Annotated in this window: 16 protein-coding genes; 5 read left to right on the top strand and 11 right to left on the bottom strand. The window is 57.5% G+C overall.

What is annotated here, in order from left to right:
• Nucleotides 1-51 precede the first annotated feature (51 nt).
• Nucleotides 52-2,247: an amylo-alpha-1,6-glucosidase gene (locus Poly24_RS09680; protein ID WP_145093940.1), complete on the top strand. Its 2,196-nt coding sequence runs from the start codon at nt 52-54 to the stop codon at nt 2,245-2,247.
• An 82-nt stretch (nt 2,248-2,329) separates the two neighbouring features.
• Here Poly24_RS09680 and Poly24_RS09675 read toward each other — a convergent pair whose 3' ends face one another.
• The 4 genes from Poly24_RS09675 to efp form a co-directional block, all read right to left on the bottom strand.
• Entirely contained in the window at nt 2,330-3,655 is a 1,326-nt protein-coding gene (locus Poly24_RS09675; protein ID WP_145093937.1) for a L,D-transpeptidase family protein, read from the bottom strand.
• Nucleotides 3,656-3,817: 162 nt separating this feature from the next.
• A complete protein-coding gene (locus tag Poly24_RS09670; RefSeq protein ID WP_145093934.1) occupies nt 3,818-4,828 on the bottom strand; it encodes a DNA polymerase III subunit in 1,011 nt (336 codons plus the stop codon).
• A gap of 44 nt (nt 4,829-4,872) precedes the next feature.
• A complete protein-coding gene (gene tmk / locus Poly24_RS09665; RefSeq protein ID WP_145093931.1) occupies nt 4,873-5,487 on the bottom strand; it encodes a dTMP kinase in 615 nt (204 codons plus the stop codon).
• A gap of 107 nt (nt 5,488-5,594) precedes the next feature.
• On the bottom strand, nt 5,595-6,164 hold the full coding sequence (efp, locus tag Poly24_RS09660; protein WP_145093928.1) for an elongation factor P: 570 nt from the start codon (nt 6,162-6,164) through the stop codon (nt 5,595-5,597).
• A 123-nt stretch (nt 6,165-6,287) separates the two neighbouring features.
• On the opposite strand from efp, the gene epmB reads away from it, so the two are divergent.
• Entirely contained in the window at nt 6,288-7,319 is a 1,032-nt protein-coding gene (gene epmB, locus Poly24_RS09655) for an EF-P beta-lysylation protein EpmB (protein ID WP_145093925.1), read from the top strand.
• A gap of 58 nt (nt 7,320-7,377) precedes the next feature.
• On the opposite strand, the gene typA is transcribed toward epmB, so the two are convergent.
• Nucleotides 7,378-9,198, bottom strand: a complete 1,821-nt coding sequence (gene typA / locus Poly24_RS09650; protein ID WP_145093922.1) for a translational GTPase TypA — start codon at nt 9,196-9,198, stop codon at nt 7,378-7,380.
• Between the two features lie 544 nt (nt 9,199-9,742).
• Between typA and greA the strand changes: the two genes are divergently transcribed.
• From greA to Poly24_RS09635, 3 genes are read left to right on the top strand one after another with little or no spacing between them, the layout of a single operon-like run.
• Nucleotides 9,743-10,222 carry a transcription elongation factor GreA gene (gene greA / locus Poly24_RS09645; protein ID WP_145093918.1) on the top strand — a complete coding sequence of 160 codons (480 nt, stop codon included), beginning with the start codon at nt 9,743-9,745 and terminating at the stop codon, nt 10,220-10,222.
• Complete coding sequence (locus Poly24_RS09640; RefSeq protein ID WP_145093915.1) at nt 10,206-10,913, top strand: hypothetical protein; 708 nt, start codon at nt 10,206-10,208, stop codon at nt 10,911-10,913. The genes greA and Poly24_RS09640 overlap by 17 nt, the downstream gene beginning before the upstream one ends.
• An 8-nt stretch (nt 10,914-10,921) precedes the next feature.
• On the top strand, nt 10,922-12,436 hold the full coding sequence (locus tag Poly24_RS09635) for a serine/threonine-protein kinase (RefSeq protein WP_145093912.1): 1,515 nt from the start codon (nt 10,922-10,924) through the stop codon (nt 12,434-12,436).
• Nucleotides 12,437-12,479: 43 nt separating this feature from the next.
• On the opposite strand, the gene Poly24_RS09630 is transcribed toward Poly24_RS09635, so the two are convergent.
• From Poly24_RS09630 to Poly24_RS09605, 6 genes are all read right to left on the bottom strand, one after another.
• Nucleotides 12,480-12,911, bottom strand: a complete 432-nt coding sequence (locus Poly24_RS09630; RefSeq protein ID WP_145093909.1) for a hypothetical protein — start codon at nt 12,909-12,911, stop codon at nt 12,480-12,482.
• Between the two features lie 153 nt (nt 12,912-13,064).
• Complete coding sequence (locus Poly24_RS09625) at nt 13,065-13,352, bottom strand: hypothetical protein (RefSeq protein ID WP_145093906.1); 288 nt, start codon at nt 13,350-13,352, stop codon at nt 13,065-13,067.
• A gap of 246 nt (nt 13,353-13,598) precedes the next feature.
• Entirely contained in the window at nt 13,599-13,904 is a 306-nt protein-coding gene (locus tag Poly24_RS09620) for a hypothetical protein (RefSeq protein ID WP_145093903.1), read from the bottom strand.
• 297 nt (nt 13,905-14,201) lie between these two features.
• The gene (locus tag Poly24_RS09615) at nt 14,202-15,665 is read right to left on the bottom strand and encodes a DUF1501 domain-containing protein (protein ID WP_145093900.1); all 1,464 of its coding nucleotides are present in this window, start codon (nt 15,663-15,665) and stop codon (nt 14,202-14,204) included.
• A 226-nt stretch (nt 15,666-15,891) separates the two neighbouring features.
• Nucleotides 15,892-17,517, bottom strand: coding sequence for a sigma-70 family RNA polymerase sigma factor (locus tag Poly24_RS09610; RefSeq protein WP_145093897.1), 1,626 nt, complete (start codon nt 17,515-17,517; stop codon nt 15,892-15,894).
• Nucleotides 17,518-17,838: 321 nt separating this feature from the next.
• Nucleotides 17,839-18,183, bottom strand: a complete 345-nt coding sequence (locus Poly24_RS09605; protein ID WP_145093893.1) for a phosphoribosyltransferase — start codon at nt 18,181-18,183, stop codon at nt 17,839-17,841.
• Between the last annotated feature and the right edge of the window lie 103 nt (nt 18,184-18,286).

Raw genomic sequence — 18,286 nt, 5'->3', positions numbered from 1 at the left:
TCTGTGAGATGATTCAATGGTTTTCTAACGGCACTGCAATGCGAGATCACGATGAATACACCTCTGCCAGGGAAAGTTGAAAACGGGACGACCGATTGGGACGTTCAAGCCCAAACCAATCGCGCTCCGGCCGACATTCAAGTTCTCAAACAAGGAGACACGTTTGCGATCTTCGACCGATTGGGCGAAGTGGGAACGGCGGGGGAATCGGAACAGGGGCTGTACCATCTCGGCACGCGCTTCCTCTCGAATTGGGAACTGTTGATCAACAACAAGCGTCCGCTGTTGCTGAATTCGACGATGAAAGAGGACAACAGTTCGCTGGTCGTCCAGATGACCACACCGGAACTTCCTCAAATCGGGCACGTGCTGCCGCAGGGAACGCTGCATGTCTTCCGCAGCATGCTGCTCGACGGCGGCGGATTCTACGAACATCTGCGACTGAAGAATTATTCTCGCTGTCCGATCGAACTGACCATCGAGTATCGCTTCGATGCCGATTTCCGCGACATCTTTGAAGTGCGTGGGGAACGCCGCGAGAAGCGGGGCGAATTGCTGCCCCCCGAGATCGTCGACTCGATCGTCAAGCTGGCGTATCGCGGGCTGGATGATCAACAGCGGCACGTCAGCCTCGCGTTCGAAGGGGAGATCGAATCGATCGACCGCCACCGCTGCATCCTTCGCGTGCGACTTGACGGCGGCGGCGAGACAACGCTGCACGCGATGGCGGAATGCCGGACCGAAAGACCGGGACATGTGAAGAAACCCGAAACGCCCCCTCGCAATCACGCCGAAGCGGTCGCGGGTTGGACGTCGCGAATCCGCGAAACGGAATCCGAACGGACCGAGATTTTTACGTCCAATGAAGAGTTCAACGGTTGGTTGAATCGCAGCAATGCCGACCTGGACATGTTGATCTCCGACACGATTTACGGACGATATCCGTATGCCGGGGTCCCTTGGTTCGCGACGCCGTTTGGCCGCGACGGGATCATCACCGCGTTGGAGACGCTGTGGGTGCGACCCAAGCTGTCGCGCGGGGTGCTGAGTTTTTTAGCGGCGACTCAGGCGACAGAGGTCGATCCGCTGGTCGAATCCGAACCGGGAAAAATCGTGCACGAGATGCGCGATGGGGAGATGGCGACGCTGGGCGAAGTGCCCTTCAAACGCTACTACGGCACCGTCGATGCGACTCCATTGTTCGTCGTGCTCGCCGGCCAATACTTCCGCCGCTCCGGCGACCGCGGATTCATCGAATTCATCTGGCCCAACATCCGCCGCGCGATCGCATGGATCGACGATTATGGAGATGTTGACGGGGACGGCTTCGTCGAATACCAATCGCACAACGATCGCGGCCTCACCCACCAGTGTTGGAAAGACAGCAACGATTCGATTTTTCACAGCGATGGCCGCGCAGCCGGGGGCGCGATCGCAGCCAGCGAGGTGCAGGGATATGTCTACCAGGCGAAGCTGCTGGCGGCAGAGCTTGCCGAAGTCATGGACGACGATGCTTGGGCGGGCGAACTTCGCCAACAAGCGGATGAATTGAAACTCAAGTTCAACGAAGCGTTCTGGGTCCATTCGCTTGGTACCTACGCGATCGCGTTGGACGGCGACAAGCAACCTTGCGAAGTGCGGAACAGCAATGCGGGGCACTTGTTGTACAGCGGCATCGTCGACGAAACTCACGCGACTTCGGTCGCCGCCACCTTGCTCGATCCGCGGACATTCAACGGTTGGGGCATTCGCACGATCAGCGACGGCGAGGTGCGATTTAATCCGATGTCTTATCACAACGGATCGGTCTGGCCGCACGATACCGCGATCTGCGCTGCCGGCCTGGCGCGGTATGGTTTCCGCGAGGAATGCGCTCGCGTGACCACGGGCCTGTTCGACGCTTCGCTATTCAACGACCTGCATCGACTGCCCGAATTGTTTTGTGGCTTCGATCGAATGCCCGGTCATGCACCGACCTTGTATCCGGTCGCCTGTTCGCCCCAAGCGTGGGCGACTGGGGCGGTCTTCCTGCTGCTGCAAAGCATGCTCGGTCTCGAGTTTTCGCCGACGAAACCACAGATCCGGTTCGAGAACCCGCGCTTGCCCGACTTTCTGAATTGGGTGCGGATCCAAAATTTGCGGGTTGGCGAAGGGGTGGTCGATCTCGCATTCCACCGCCACCGGCGCGACGTCGGCATGAACGTCGAACGCAAGGAAGGAGACGTGCAGATCGTCGTCATCGGCTGACGGGGACGCATGGCATGCGTCGTCAGGCATCCTGTCCGAACGCAGCCGCGCTAGCCGCCTGACGTTATTTTCTCGCCAGCGGTTAGCGGCGAATCGTCACCGATGAGCCTTCCGATAGGATGCCGTAAACATCGCGTGCGTCGGCAGTATTCATCTGAATGCAACCCAATCCACTGACACCCGGCTGCATGCTAGGGCTGCCGTGAATGCTCAAACGATCGCCCAAGTCGATCCAGAAGTCCCCATACGGATTCCGCGGATCACCGGCGGCAAAGGTCGTGCCGTCCATGCCGTAGTAGGCACGCGCCTTCTGCTTGGCTTGGATTGCAAAAGTGCCTTCGGTCGGCGCGGGGCTGGTCCCCGTTTTTACAGTAAACGATCCGGCAAACAGATCGCCCAAGAACAGTGCCAATTGCGACTTGGAAAGGTTAACCTCGGCTCGAAACGGCCCGGTAAAGACTTTTAATTCGGTTCCGGGAACGAGCGACGCAGGATCGGAAATGCCGTTGATGTTCGCTAACACCTGCACCGGCACGCGACGAGCTGCCGCGATCGCTTGCAGTGTATCGCCGGGTTGAACGCGGTAGGCCGATTCGACCAGGTGGCGTTGTGAGTAGACGACTTCACCGGCCAACGCATTCAAGCGAGGCATCAGTTGCGCGGTTTGTTCCGCAGTCAGATCGGGGCTGCCATAAAACAGACTCAACGTAAACAAAGCTTCACGCAACTCTCCCGCCGCGACTTGGCGATCGGCAGTTTGAATCGCGTTATCGATACCCGCAGCGGAATCGCTGCTAGGCGTTTCGGCTGCCGGTGCATCCGCGGGCGGCGAAGCCGGCCCCGATGGCATCTGGAAGCCGGATCCGGAATCCGAGAGCGAGGCCTCGGCAGGTTGAGGGGTTTCCTCGGGTTGGGCTTCTTCGCTAGCGGTTCCACCGGGACCGCTCAACGACAACCCAGCCATGGGAGTTTCGGGATATGATTGCTGTGGATCGGCGACGACCGCGGGGCCTTCATCGGTTGGCTTGGGAAGTGCCAACGTCATCAAAGGTGCCGCCGAAGGGTCGTCTTTTTGGGACTCGGATTCATCGGAACCAAAATTCAGTGGCGGCAGCCCGCTGAGCGCGTCGGAATTTGTCGACGTATTGTCCGATTCGGGTACCGAAGACAGCGAGGCGACGACACCATCTTGCGTGGCGCTGATCGTTCCACCGAACGAATCGCCAAACGGCGGGACTTCGATCTCAGGGACATCGATCGCGCCATCATCGATCTGCAATCCATCCTGTTCGACTAATGCCTGCAATTCATCAGGCATCATCACCGGAGGCGTGTTGATAGCAACATAAGCCCCGTACAAGACGACAAGCAATAATATGGTTACGACGGCAGTTTTTATCGTTTGCACGTGCGTCCTCCCTGACACCCGGCAATGGTTTAAAAATCACGGACACGGTACGCAGCGTCCAGCAAGAACGTTAGACAATTCCTAAAGTTTGCGTCCAGTGCAAAATTGCCAGTAAATCAAATGCATTCACTTTTCCCGCAACATTCGCCGCCAAGTTTGCGGTTAGATCAGCGGTTTTCCGCGTTGCAGATCCCAAGACCAACTTTCGACCAAGGTCTGCTGGTTCGCATTGCGATCGACTTGGTTGATCGCTTCGACACAACGATCCATCCGATACAGAATCCGTTCCATCGCCGGATCCGACGCTTGCTGCGTTTGGCAGGTCTGAAGCATTTGCGTTCGGTAGAATTCGATCACGGTGCGGAAGACCTGTCGCATCCGCCCACGGCGATCGGTTGCGTCTTGCCCGGCAGCGTTCACATAGTCTGAAACGAGGCTGGCCAGTTCGATCGCGTTGATCGGGTGGGGCTGCAACGTTTCCGCCAACGCAGTGCGGAATTGCTGCGATTCTTCGTTCAAGATCTCGGCGGCTTGGGAGAGGTCGCCGCCGGCGAGTTGCAGCGCCTGTTCAATCGCCGCCTCATCGGCTTCGATCTCGCTACGCTGCAGCAGCTGTTTGGCTTCGGCGGGCTCTAGTTCGGCGAACCGAATCGCTTGAGCGCGGCTGCGAATCGTGGGCAGTTGCCGCTGCAAGCTGGTTCCGATCAAGATCACGATCGAACCCACAGGGGGCTCTTCGAGCGTCTTCAGCAGGCAATTGGCCCCCTCTTGGTTCAAGTGGTCGGCGTCGTCGAGGATTGCAATCTTGCGGCGTCCGTAATAGGAACGCAAACGGATGTCGTGACACAGCCCTTCTTGCATTCGCGATTCTCGGGGCCCGACTAATTTTTCCACCGGGATCACCGATTTGTCGGCCGGCTTTTCGACTCGCAAAAGATCGGGGTGCGTTTTCGCGTCGACTTGAATGCACGATTCACAGTGACCGCAGGGCTGCATTTGATCGGGAGGATTGTTAACGCACAGTAGCGTTTTAGCCAGCAAGGTCGCAAAGGTTTGTTTGCCGATCGCAGCGGGGCCGACAAACAAAAACGTGCTTCCCAGCCGCCCGTTGCGGAGCGCCGTGGCGAACCATTCCTTCTGTTGCGCGTGACCGATGTAGTCGTCCCATTGCATGACAGCAGCCTTCGACGTGATTTGAGCTTCTCGGACTGGCGAATTCAAAGGACTTGCTGGCCTACCGTGGCGGCGACCGCCTGGCGAATCGCCTCCCAAACGGCATCGATCTCCTGCCCCGCGTCGATCACCGCGGTCGCGCCTTGGCAGCGTGGCAGTTGTTTCAGGAACGCTTGCCGGACCTGTTCCATATATTCGACGCCGCGTCGTTCCACGCGGTCGGCGGGGCCGCGACGCCGCAGCGCCGCGGTTTCGGCAGGCAGATCCAACAGGATCGTCAGGTCTGGCGCGATCCCCGCGGTTGCGATCTGTCCCAGTTCCCACAGCTGATCGGGCTCTGTCTCGCCACCGACACTTTGGTAGACAACATTTGCTAACAAGTATCGGTCCGAGACCACCGTCTTACCGGCCGTGATCGCAGGCCGAATCCTGGCTTCCACCAACTGCGCTCGGGCGGCCATGTACAGCAACGCTTCGCAGCGACGGTGCATTTCCAAATCGCTGTCCAACAACAGCCCGCGGATCGCTTCCCCCGCTGGGGTGCTGCCCGGGTCACGGACAAATTCGACGTCCGTTCCCGCCGCGCGCAACCCGGCGCACAAACGCTCCAATTGAGTCGTTTTGCCCGCACCATCAATGCCATCGATCGACAAGAACATGAGACGTGAAGGCCTTTGGAATCGGGAAGCGTAGGGGAAGCGTCAACGAAAACGTTCGCTGCGATCCCAAGGTATCGCAGTGCCAAGTTGACGCGAGGGCGAATAACTTAGTTGTTGACGCGTTCGACGTACGCGCCGGTTCGTGTATCAATTTTGATCACGTTACCCTCTTTGATAAAACCAGGGACCGTGATTTCGGCACCTGTTTCTACCTTGGCTGGTTTGGTGACATTGGTCGCCGTGTCTCCCTTGGCTCCCGGTTGGCATTCGATGATTTCCATCTCGACATGGTTCGGAGGACTCATCACGATCGGGTTGCCGTTATAAAGCGTCAGCGTGCAGGAGATACCATCTTTGAGGTACTTCCACGCATCGTCAACTTGTTCGGCGGTCAGTTCGTATTGATCGAAAGTCTTGCTGTCCATGAAGACAAATCCATCGCCTTGGCGATAGAGGAACTGGGTGTCGATTTCTTCGACATCGGCCGACTCCAGCGAATCGCCCCCTTTATAGGTACGGTCAAGCGACGTGCCACGAACAAGATTTCGCAGCCGGCATTTATACATGGCGTTCCCCTTGCCGGGCTTGACGAACGTCATCTCGGTCATCAGGTAGGGTTCGCCATCGATCTGAACCTTGAGGCCCCTACGGAAATCGCTTGTGTTGTACGTTGCCACTGGTCCTAAACTCCCAAATTGATTTGAATACAGGCCGGCATGCCTCGCCTCCGAACCCGTCGCCCAGTTCCCACGCGGGAGCTTCAAGCCCCACCGCACCAAGTTTCTAAGAGAACTGTCTAAATGAAGGTTCCGATTCTAGCGAATCCGACAAATCCTGTCCGCGCCCGGTCGGAGAGTTCTGCGCACTGGCAGTTTCAGCTGAAAAATGCCATCCGTTCGGGGCAAGAACTGGTCGAATTGCTGGGTCTACAAGGCGCGATCGCTCCTTCCTCTCAAGCCGCCACCGACTTTCCGGTCTTCGTAACGCGTGAGTTCCTGTCGCGGATTCGTCCCGGCGATCCGCGCGACCCGCTCCTGCGGCAGGTCTTTCCGGCGGCCAGCGAAACCGAGGCGGTGGAGGGGTTTAGCGGCGATCCGCTGCAGGAGGCGAACTTCACACGCTGTGGCGGGTTGATCCATAAGTACGCCGGTCGTGTTCTGCTGGTAACGACCGGGGCGTGCGCGATCCATTGTCGCTATTGTTTCCGCCGACATTTCCCTTACTCCGAAGTCCCCCACTCGATCGACCAGTGGCGGCCGGCGCTCGATGAAATTGCCGCTGACGAATCGATCGAAGAAGTCTTGCTCAGCGGCGGCGATCCGTTGATGCTGACCGATCCGGTCTTGGCTCGTTTGATCGATGCCCTGGAATCGATTCCGCATCTGCGGCGGTTGCGGATCCACAGCCGATTGCCGATCGTGCTGCCGTCGCGGGTCAACGATGCTCTGGTCACGATGCTGACCGCTTCGCGGCTAACCGTGTGGATGGTCGTGCATTCGAATCACGCCAACGAACTGGACGACGAGGTCGGGCAAGGACTGGGGCGTTTGATCGATCGCGGCATCCCGGTGATGAACCAGGCGGTGCTGTTGCGCGGCGTCAACGACGACCTCGACGCGCTGACCGATCTCTGCCGGCGGCTGATCGATCTCCGCGTGACCCCTTATTACCTGCACAAGCTGGATCAGGTCGCCGGGGCAGCTCACTTTGACGTCTCAAAAGAACGAGGTTGCGAGCTGATCGAAGGATTGCGAACGAGGTTGCCCGGATACGCGGTCCCGCGATTTGTGATCGAACAGCCCGATCAACCCTCCAAGACCGCAATCGTCTAAACCGGCCAACCGGTTCGCTCTGCCCGCGATCGGGCAGAGTCTTCCAAATCGGATCGCGTTACGCGTTGGACCCCGAACGGCTGATGCGGCGGCGATCGGATTCCCGCAGAACCGCTTTTCGCAGCCGGATGCTCAACGGGGTGATCTCGACAAGTTCATCGTCTTCGATGAACTCAAGCGCTGCTTCGAGGAACAGCTCACGCGCCGGCTTGAGGACGACGTTGTCATCACTTCCCGAGGCCCGCATGTTCGTCAACTTCTTCTCGCGGGTTGGGTTGACGGTCATGTCGTTGTCGCGCACGTTTTCGCCAACGATCATCCCCTCGTAAATTTCATCGCCGGGGCGGACGAACAATTCGCTGCGGTCTTGCAGCGTAAACAGCGAAAACGGAACTGCTTTGCCGCTGGTCATCGAGACCAACACGCCGTTGCTGCGCGTCGGCACTTCGCCTTCGACGGGACGGTAGCTGTCGAAGCGATGGTGAATGATCGCGGTCCCTTGGGTGGCGTTGAGCAACCGGGTTCGCAAGCCGATCAGACCGCGAGCGGGAATGTTGAAACGCAGCAATTGGTAGCTGCCGCGCGGCGAAATGTCTTCCAACAATCCGCGGCGGTGGCCGACCAATTCCATCACGGGCCCCATCCGTTCTTCGGGGACTTCGACGTTCAGGATTTCGTAGGGTTCATGCTTCTTGCCGTCGATCTCTTGGAAGACCACGCGCGGCTTGCCGACACTCAATTCATAACCTTCGCGGCGCATCGTTTCGATCAAAACCGACAGGTGCAGGACACCGCGGCCACGCACTGCGTAAGCTTCGGTTCCTTCGATCGGTGCGACGCGGAGGGCGACGTTTCGTTCGAGTTCTTTTTCCAGACGCGTCTTCAATTGGCGCGTGGTGACGTATTTGCCTTCGCGGCCAACCATCGGGGATGAATTGATGCTGAAGACCATCTCCAACGTGGGTTCATCGACTTTCAGTCGAGCCAAAGGCATCGGATGGTCGGGATGGCAGATCGTGTCGCCGATCTCGACGTCGTCCAGACCAACGATCGCGACGACTTCACCGGCCGAGGCCTTTTGGACTTCGACTCGTCCCAATTTGTCAAAGATATACAGGCCGCCGATCTTGCGGCGTGCGATTCGGTCGCGCGATTGATGCACGGCGACGGTTTGTTCGGCCGACATCGTTCCCGATGTGATCCGGCCGATCGCAATTCGGCCGACGTATTCGGACCAATCGAGGGTCGTTACCAACATTTGCAGCGGTGCATCGACTTCGACATCGGGGCCGGGAAGATCGTCGACCAAACGATCCAGCAGCGGTGTCATGTCGGTCCCCGGCTTGGTCGGGTCGTCGGTGGCGTAGCCTTCTTTGCTGGAAGCGAAGACGTACGAAGCGTCGTCGAGGAAATGTTCGCCGCCAAGTTCCGCCAGCAATTCGAGGGCTTCGTCGAGCACCTCCATCGAACGGGCATCGGGGCGATCGATCTTGTTGATAACAACGATCGGCTTGACTCCCGCTTCCAACGCCTTCTCCAACACGAAACGTGTTTGAGGCATAGGGCCTTCGGCGGCGTCGACCAACACCAACGCACCGTCGGCCATCCGGACGACGCGTTCGACCTCGCCACCAAAGTCGGCGTGGCCCGGGGTATCGATGACGTTGATTTTCACGCCGCGATAGGGAATCGCGATATTCTTCGAAAGGATCGTGATTCCACGCTCCTTTTCGAGATCGTTGGAATCGAGGATTCGTTCCCCGCGGAGATCGGATTCACGTTGTTCGCTGCTTTGCCGCAGCAAGCAATCGACGAGCGTCGTTTTACCATGATCAACGTGGGCAATAATAACGACGTTGCGTAGATCATTTCGACGCATAGGACAGGCTGCTTTCCAGAAAGGTTGGTTCGCCGCGAATGGATCGCCGGCAAGTATTCGCTGCTTCGCAAACCGAGTTTGGTGACGACATCACAACGAATCCCTGGAAAGAATTGTGCATATCCCTTCGACGCTGACTAGGCCATATTGAATGTTTGGCACAGGAATTGCCATCAATCCCCCTTCTCTTGGGTGGCGAATTGCGGACTACGCACCCAACGGTTTGCGTTGCGGTTTTGCTGGTTTCCCATTTTTTTATGGCCGCGTTGTCGTCGATCGGTCGTTCGCCAGGCCGTCGGGTCGGCAGAGCTTACATCCCGGACAACCGGACAACGGGGGATAACCGAACTGCCATGCCCCGCCACTGGCGTTATATACTGCTTTGCCAAGACTCTCCATTCCGATCGGGTTGCACAATAGATGCAAAACCTTGAAAATGTGTTCAAACGACAGTTTCCGTCTATCGAGCGGTCGACTTCTTGACTCAAGAATCGATCGCTTTAATTTTGAATGAACTCACTTAAAGCAGGAAGGAACAGGTGCCATGAGTGGATCGGTACCAATGACCCGCGAAGGTTATAATCGATTGAAAGCGGAGGTCGCCCATTTGGAAGGGGTGCTGATGCCCGACATCACCGAGAAATTGGCGGCGGCGCGCGAAGAGGGAGATCTGAAGGAGAATGCCGAATACCACGCCCAACGTGAGAATCAGGGGCTGTTGCAGGCGAAGATTAACGAACTGAAAAGCAAGATCGCTCGAGCGGACATCGTGGATGTTTCTCAGCTGCCCAAAGACGAAGTCGTGTTCGGCTGCAAAGTGACGGTGAAGGATCTGAAATACCAAGACGAAGAGGAGTTTACCCTGGTCGGAATGGGGGATGACGACTTGGACGCTGGCAAGATCCTGGTGACCAGTCCGATCGGGCAGGGGCTGTTGGGTAAGAAGGTCGGTCAGGTTGCGGAGATCGACGTCCCCGCGGGAATTCAAAAATTTGAAGTCGTGAAGATTGAACACCCAGAATAAAACCGATCCGGCAACCGCTGCTGAGAAAAATCCCGAGCCGTCGGGTTGCGCCGCCTGGGCCCCTGCGCTGATCGCGGGGGGCGCGTTGTTGGCGATGCTGTTTTTTATCAGCTGTGCCGGGGGCACGTATTATCTTTTCCAGCAACGCGGTGAATTTGCGTTGCGGACGATCGATGGCACGTTGATCCCGTTGATCGAACAATCGCGTCTGGAACCGGACGACAAGGCGACCACGATCGCGGAGTTGCGGCGTTTTATCCGACGCGGCCAATCGGGAGATCTGGAAGATTGGCAGATCGCCGGCGTGATGCAGCGTCTGGTCCGCTCGCCGATCCTCAGTTGGGGCGATCTGCAATATGTCGATTCGGTTATCGCACAGCGCGAATCGTTTTCCGACGAAGAGAAAGCTGCCGGCCATCGCGATCTCTCGCGATTGCAGCGAGGGGCGGAATTGGACAAAGTCATCCAGCTGGACATGACTGATATTTTTGAACCGATCTCCACCAAAGCGAATCATGAATCGGGGTATTCGTTGGACCAAGAGTTCTCCGATGAAGGCTTGCGAGAGTTCCTGGTGCGCGTTCGCTTGGTCGCCCACCGGGCGGAGGTTCCCGAAAAGCAGTACGATGTAAAACTGGTTTCGATTGTCAAAAGACAGATCGAAGCCGGGGTCGAATCGGGCATGAAGTAACTTCGATAATGACCGACACTCCCAACACTCCATCTGGCGACGCGCTCACCGCTCACGATATCGGCAACGATCTGACCGGTTGCCAATTGGGCGATCTGCAAATTCTGCGACGGCTGGGTCGCGGTGGCATGGCGGATGTCTACCTGGCCAAGCAGGTCTCGCTGGAACGCCAGGTCGCCGTAAAGATTCTGCGGGCATCGTTGGCCAACGACAACAGCTACGTCGAACGCTTTCGCCGCGAGGCCCGCGCGGCGGCCAAGTTGTCGCATCCCAACATTGTTCAAGTCTATGACGTCGGCCGGTCCGATGGCCGCTATTTCATCAGCCAAGAATTTGTCGATGGTCGCAATTTGCGGGAGCAGATCGATCGCGAAGGGCCATTGTCGCTACAGCGTGCTTTGGATGTGATGGTGGGGGTCGCCGCCGCGCTCGACGCCGCTTCAGAACAAGGCATCACGCACCGTGATATCAAGCCTGAAAACATCATGCTCAGCAACAAAGGGGATGTGAAAGTCGCCGACTTTGGGCTGGCGCGGATTGCCAACCCCGGCTTCCAGAGCGATTTGACGCAGGTTGGATTGACGCTGGGCACACCACTGTACATGAGTCCCGAACAGGTGCAGGGGAAACCTGTCGATGTGCGGAGCGATTTATATTCCTTGGGCGTGACGATGTTTCATGTCATGACCGGAAGGCCGCCGTTTGAAGGGGAGACCCCGTTGGCGATCGCGGTGCGGCACCTGCACGAAGTGCCGCCGCGGATCAGCGCCCTGCGGATGGACGATCATATTCCCCCTTGGATCGAAGAAGTGGTTGCGCGTTTGATGGCCAAAGCGCCCAAAGCACGCTTTGATACGCCGGCGCGACTGGTCGAATACCTTCAGAAGAAGATCGTTGAATCGGGTGGGCAGGAAACGCTTGGAACGCTGCCGGTTCGGCTGGCAGCGACCAATACGTTGCAGAGCGTGATGTCGGCGGAGCCTTCCCCGAACACGGGACGTTTGCTGTGGACGGCCGCACTGCTATTGCCGCTGTTGGGGCTGGCCGCGGGGGTCGTATCGGCGCGGCATCGAGCCGATGTTGCCGAGTTGTTGAGTACTGAAGCAGCGACGGTCGAGCCGCAGGATACGGTTCAGCGACAATTCTTCGAGGCGATGCGGATTAACACTCCCGTCGCATGGCAAGCGGTTTGGGGCAGTTTTCCCCCGGCCGACAGCACTGAAAATAAGATCTATGCCGCCAAAGCACGCATCCAACTGGCGCGGCTATACGATCACCAAGGCTTGCCCGAAAGTGTCGAACGGCTCGCCCGGCAGGTGATGAACGATCCCGACCTGCCGCCCCATCTGACAGCGATCGCAATGGCCCAGTGCGAAAACAGCTTGCGAGGAATGAACAAGCACGACGAAGCAGCGCTGTTGGGCGATTCGCTGAATCGAAAATGGAAAGAGCTGTCTGTCGAAGGGCAAAGTCTGTTTCGGCTGGCTGTCCCGCGAGGCGTCTTGGATCGGCTGGATCTCTAATTGCGTCGCGGCGGCTGCGGCGTGTCCCTGAGGCAACCAGTGGTTACGGTGTCTCTTTTTTGAGTTCCGTCCGCTTCGACTGGGAGGTCCGTGTGGCCCGCGTCAGCTCCAGATAATTTTCGTCCATAAACTCCGTAATCGTGCCGTCGATCGTCCAGTGGCTGTCGGCGTGGTCGCGACGCAATGAGCGGACGATCCGTTGTAGGGCCAGGTTTTCGTGGATGCGATACGTGCGTTGGTCGCTGCCAACAAACGCCCATCGGTTCCCTACCGGTACCACTTCGCCAACCGATTCGGTTAGCTTCGATCCTTCCCGTCGCAACGCTCCGCTCTTGTTATCCTCGAATTGCGCCCCCAGTCCCGCCGAGGTGGGAATTCCGAAAACGAACAGCGCGGTGAACATTACGCTGATGACCGCTCGCGGTTCATAAGGGGAGACGCGGAACAGCAGGATCACGATTGGCAACAGGAACATAGGGGAAGGACTCCGATGATCAATCGCCCGCCAACGACGGTTGGGGGGATTGCGCTCGGTGGTTCGATCCGTCGAAGTCACGTGAGGCGGTAGGTGTGGTTTGGTGTGCAGCCAATCCTTGCTGCGGCGTGCGGTCAGGGGCGGGGCGTGGGCTCAGTGGCGACGGAGCGAAAAACTGTGCAACGAGATTACGATTCCACTGACAACCATTGCGGCGCCGATCCAGCGCGGCGGGCGGACGCGTTTCGTCGGATTGGGATGTACCTGCATCACAAACGACGAAAATGGATCGTTGCTGGCCACGGGCGTGTTTCGCATCACGCGATCCAACGCCTTGGTGCAGCGTTCGTTGAGCACAAACGAATCAACTAGACGAAACTGAATTCCAAACAAGATCAGCAGGATGCCGATCAAAAAATAGTGGTTTCGTGTGAACTTCATCGTTGGACAAACCTCATGGCGGCGACCGTGCCAAAGCAGCGAGGGTGAGGCCAGGCGGGACAACCGGCATCAACCACGCGATACGCATTAGCCGCAAATCGCTGGGGACGGGAGAGGGGGGCTTGTAACGCGAGATGCACGCTAGCAAATCGCTCCTAGAAGAAGCATCGGCCAAAAGAGAGGGCGTTCACGAGCCGGTCGTAAAGAGTAGCGGTTGAACCGCTGGTAGCGAACGCAGCGAACGGGTTACTGTCGATGCCCCAAGACACCACCAAAAATCGATCCGACTCGCTGCTGAAGGCTCTGCGTTGGCGTGGCGGGCATCAGTTCCGAGCGCTGGGCTTGAAGCATCGCTTGGGTTAGTTGCGGCCGCTGCCGCCAATCCGTCATGCTGAATTCGCGGATATCGGCATACGTGCCGCCGAGACCGACTTCGGTCTTGCGGACCAGGTGGGTTCCGGCATCGGAGCGGACGACGTGGTAATTCATGGCGGTATAGAGTGTTCCGGCACCTACCGCGACACCTAGCAGAAATGATCCAGCGCGTCCCATCGATTCCATCCTCCAAACAGCGAACTCCGCCCAAAACATCCATTTCGTGCGGCACCGAAGTGCTTTCAGCACTTCGGCTCATCAACGCTGCCACGTTAAGTCCATCGAGATATACAACAAGAAGCGTTTCGCTAGCAAGTGAGATTCCCTTGCTTTGCGAACCGGCCAAGCGAAGTATTCGCAGATGTCCCGCGGCGGGCAAGGTCTCAGTCGCGTTTCCGTCCGGCCTGGCGACACGCCGCGCGTCAAATTGCCAGCAGCTTCCGCTAGCAATCTTGGAGCGAAACCTTCGCCACGCTAAATCAATTCGGAGATTGGGCGTCCGTTTTCTTGGACGGCAAAGTGCGGTCGGCCGCGCGTATCCTCATAGGTCACGTTTTGAGGGACTTCCATGTGGTGATAGATCGTGGCCGCCAAGTCTCCCGGCGTTACCGGGCGGTTCTTGATCTGGCCGCCATCTTTTTCGGTCGCGCCGATGATTTGACCGTGTCGCATTCCGCCACCTGCTAAGCACATCGACATCACTTGAGGCCAATGGTCGCGTCCATCGGTGCTGCCCTGAGTTCCCATGTTGGGCGTGCGGCCGAATTCACCCATCGCGATCACCATCACGTCGTCCAACATGCCCCGCTCGTCGAGGTCGGAAACTAGTGTAGTGATCAGTCGGTCGAACAGAGGCAGCAACGGCTTCAAGCCTCGTTCGATCCCACCGTAGGGCGGGATGTTATCGCCGTGGTTATCCCAGGTTCCCGAGGAGGGATGGTAGCTGAGATCGATCGTCACAAACGAGACTCCCGATTCGACCAGTCGGCGAGCCATCAGTGCCTGCTGGCACCACAGATGGTTTCCGTAGCGATCGCGCGTCGCCTGGGATTCCTGTTGCAGGTCAAACGCTTGTTGGACATGAGTGCCCGTCAAGGTTTGGATGGCTTGCTGTTGGAATTGGTCCATCGTTTGAACGGCTGGCGAATGGTCCAGGTTTCGGCGAACCTGGTCCAACTGTCGCAGCAGTTGTTGCCGTTGTTCGATCCGTTGGAAGCTCAAGTCCTTGGCGAAATTGAACATCGACGCGTCGGAAATTCGTCCGCTGTCCTTGCCGACGACATCATAGATTGGCAGCTTCGCCGCATCGTTGCCTTGGAACGGATCGAACGCATGTCCAAGATAGCCCGCGTGGCCGACGTGCCCGGCGGCTTTTTGGAAAGCGACGTAGGCCGGCATGTTGGCTTGGTTGGGGCCGCGTTCCTTCGCGACGATCGAGGCGATCGATGGGTAATTGGCTCCCACTCGATTTGTTCGCGGGGCGGCGTCGCGGTTTCCTGTTTGCATCACCATGTTCGGTTCATGGCTGCTGTTGCGGCAATCGACCGAGCGAATGATCGTGAATTTGTCCAGCATCGCCGCTTGCCGCGGCAGGTGCTCGCAGATGAATTCGCCGGGGATGGCGGTGCTGATCGGCGAAAAGGGGCCACGGTTGTTAAGTGGCCGATCGGGCTTCATGTCCCACGTGTCGATGTGGCTGGGACCACCGGTCATCCACAACAGGATCACCGACTTGTTAGATGAGATCCCGCGCCCGGCCTGTGATGCTGCGGCTCGCTGTTGGAGCAATGTAGGGAGCGAAAGACCAGCGATCCCGGCGGCGCTTGCCTTTACGAAGTTGCGACGGCTGGCCAGGCAAAGGCCTTCGTGCGTGGTGCCGCCAAACGATTCGAATGCGTGTCGCGCATGAGCCGAGCCACAAATGCCTTGGTTATGCATCTGTTCAATTCCTCGTCAATTAGGGTGAACCGCCTTCTGTTCGTTTCCGAAGCAGAATTGTAGCCGATTCAGCCCTTTGTTCCTAACGAGATAACGCGGTTTGTGGCGATCGCCGCGTGTTTCTGTCCGGCACGATCCAGCGTTCGCGTGAACGCTGGATCACCGTCGCGATGGGATCGGCTCGCGACGGCATGATCATGTCCCCAAGGTCGGCGAGAGTGGTGCGTTACACCTCGCTTTTCAGGAACCCCTCCAAGTGGTCGGCGCGGTTGGGGCTTTGCAATTTTCTGACAGCTTTTGCTTCGATTTGTCGAACGCGTTCGCGAGTTACCTTAAAGATCCGCCCAACTTCTTCGAGAGTGTAGCTGTAGCCATCGACTAGGCCGTAACGCAGTTTGATGATCTCGCGTTCGCGATAGGTCAACGTCTTCAGCAGGTCTTCGATCTTCTGACGCAGGATTCCGTTGCTGGCACATCGGACCGGGTTGTCGCTCTCGTTGTCCTCGATGAATTCACCGAAGCTGCTGTCTTCCCCTTCGCCGACGGGGCGGTCGAGGCTGACGGGATGGCGGCCGATGTCCATCACACGGCGGACCTCTTCGACGGGGATCTCGGTCTCCAGTGCGATCTCTTCCATCGTCGGTTCGCGACGCAATTCTTGCAGCATCCGCTTTTGAACTTGTCGCAGTTTACTGAGCACATCGATCATGTGGACCGGGATCCGGATCGTCCGTGCTTGGTCGGCGATGGCACGCGTGATCGCTTGCCGGATCCACCACGTCGCGTACGTGCTGAACTTAAATCCGCGTCGGTATTCGTACTTGTCAACCGCACGCATCAAGCCGGTGTTTCCCTCTTGGATCAAGTCGAGGAAACTGAGCCCACGGTTGCGGTACTTCTTGGCGATCGAAACGACCAGTCGCAGGTTGCCGCTGGACAGCTCGCGTTTCACTTTTTCGTAGGCTTCGAAATGTTTGCGGAACTTGGCGACACGATTTCGCAGCGAAGTTGGGCTCTCTTGAGTGACGCGAATCAGTTCGCGCAATTCCTGACGCAGGTCGGCGTCCTCGTCACGCGACAACGCGTCGTTGCCCAGTTGGGTCATGCGTTGCTTGATGTAATCCATCCGCGACGAGAAATTTTCCAGCTGTTTCATCAGCGGGGTAACTCGGCGGCTGCGAAGGCTCAGTTCCTCAACCAGTTGCAGGCACTTACGGCGTCGGCGGATGAAGCTGCATCGCGCGGTGGCACGATCTTCGTCGCTGCTGCTCTTCCGCACGATCACATCGAAATCTTGTTTGTTTTGGTCCATCAAGATGCCAACGGTTCGCAAATTGTGCGGCATCCGAGCACTCACCTGCTCCTTGGTCAATCGCTCGGTCAGCGAGACCTTGATGGTGCGGTCGAAGGGCAGTTTGCCTTCGTGAACGTTGCGAAGCGTTTCCACGGTGGCTCGCAAAGCAAAGTCAGATTCCAAGATCGCACGACGAAACTGGCGACGGGTGACTTCGATCTTTTTGGCCAACGCGATCTCTTCGTCGCGGGTCAGCAACGGGATCTCTGCCATCTGGCTCAGATACATCCGAATCGGATCGTCGCTGGCTTTGGGCAGTTCGGAAGAGGGGACAAACGCATCGACTTCCGAAAGTTTTCCCTTGGCTAACAATCCGCCAGCTAACGATTCGTCGACCAGTTCAATTCCTTGGTCTTCGATAGCCAGCAATAGGTTGTCGAGTTTTTCTGGACTTGCATCCTCGTCGGGAAGATAGTTATTGACCTCTTCGTAAGTCAGATAACCCTGGGACTTTCCCTTTGCGATCAGATCAACGAGTTCCTTCTCCATCACTTCCATGACAAACCTCCGTTTTTGTCACCGACGCCCTGTATTCGGGATTAGGATGTCGGCCCCTTGCGGGATTGAATTGAGTTGTGACCTGTGCGGATAAGTTCACAACGGTCGGGTCGCACTTCCTTGGCGAACTCAAGTGCAACATTCTACGCATATCTCTCTTGCAGACTAGACATGATTCAACCTAAACCGATTCCTTTTTCGCAAAAATACTAACTTTCGCTCAATGCTCGCAAATCCATCTACCGGGCGTCAAAACCACGTGCTGTTAGCTAGCATTTGTGATCTGTCGGTGTCCAGGCAACGGGAATGGCCGACGGAGATCTAGAGTTCGGGAAACAATTGCGATAGGCCGCGATCGAGTTGGCCGCGTGTTAGGACGAGGTCGAACCCGGCTTCGCGAGCTGCATCCAATCGGCCGGTTTGAACATGAGGTCCGAATGCGATCAGCTTTGCCGTGGGTGTCTGTTGATGGATGTGTTCGGAGATCGCTTCAACCGTGCTGCCTGTGGTGGCGAGGTCGACGATCACGACGCGTAAGTCGTCTTTGAGTGTCACCTTTTCGACTGATTTTCCCATCGACATTTCGTAACCCGCTTCGGTGGCGGCTGATTTAATCCGACTGGCAAAAAAGAGGTCGGTCGACAGCAGTAACGCATGAGGCATCATCGGGGTTCCGTTTCGGTTTTGTTGAGGAGTCGCAGGCAACGATGCTTGCGAAAATTGAAGAAGCGGGTCGAGACGCCGAAATCTGTCGACGTGCTCGGTTGGC

The sequence above is a fragment of the Rosistilla carotiformis genome (assembly GCF_007753095.1).
Classification (GTDB): domain Bacteria; phylum Planctomycetota; class Planctomycetia; order Pirellulales; family Pirellulaceae; genus Rosistilla; species Rosistilla carotiformis.
The sequence above is the reverse complement of the archived record's forward strand: the minus strand, read 5'-3'. Positions and strand labels throughout refer to the sequence as shown.

Excerpts from the sequence above, each read along its gene's own strand:
- Poly24_RS09680 (WP_145093940.1), top strand. The coding sequence starts at position 52 with ATGAATACACCTCTGCCAGGGAAAGTTGAAAACGGGACGACCGATTGG.
- Poly24_RS09670 (WP_145093934.1), bottom strand. The coding sequence starts at position 4,828 with ATGCAATGGGACGACTACATCGGTCACGCGCAACAGAAGGAATGGTTC.
- tmk (WP_145093931.1), bottom strand. The coding sequence starts at position 5,487 with ATGTTCTTGTCGATCGATGGCATTGATGGTGCGGGCAAAACGACTCAA.
- epmB (WP_145093925.1), top strand. The coding sequence starts at position 6,288 with ATGAAGGTTCCGATTCTAGCGAATCCGACAAATCCTGTCCGCGCCCGG.
- typA (WP_145093922.1), bottom strand. The coding sequence starts at position 9,198 with ATGCGTCGAAATGATCTACGCAACGTCGTTATTATTGCCCACGTTGAT.
- greA (WP_145093918.1), top strand. The coding sequence starts at position 9,743 with ATGAGTGGATCGGTACCAATGACCCGCGAAGGTTATAATCGATTGAAA.
- Poly24_RS09635 (WP_145093912.1), top strand. The coding sequence starts at position 10,922 with ATGACCGACACTCCCAACACTCCATCTGGCGACGCGCTCACCGCTCAC.
- Poly24_RS09630 (WP_145093909.1), bottom strand. The coding sequence starts at position 12,911 with ATGTTCCTGTTGCCAATCGTGATCCTGCTGTTCCGCGTCTCCCCTTAT.
- Poly24_RS09625 (WP_145093906.1), bottom strand. The coding sequence starts at position 13,352 with ATGAAGTTCACACGAAACCACTATTTTTTGATCGGCATCCTGCTGATC.
- Poly24_RS09620 (WP_145093903.1), bottom strand. The coding sequence starts at position 13,904 with ATGGGACGCGCTGGATCATTTCTGCTAGGTGTCGCGGTAGGTGCCGGA.
- Poly24_RS09615 (WP_145093900.1), bottom strand. The coding sequence starts at position 15,665 with ATGCATAACCAAGGCATTTGTGGCTCGGCTCATGCGCGACACGCATTC.
- Poly24_RS09610 (WP_145093897.1), bottom strand. The coding sequence starts at position 17,517 with ATGGAAGTGATGGAGAAGGAACTCGTTGATCTGATCGCAAAGGGAAAG.
- Poly24_RS09605 (WP_145093893.1), bottom strand. The coding sequence starts at position 18,183 with ATGATGCCTCATGCGTTACTGCTGTCGACCGACCTCTTTTTTGCCAGT.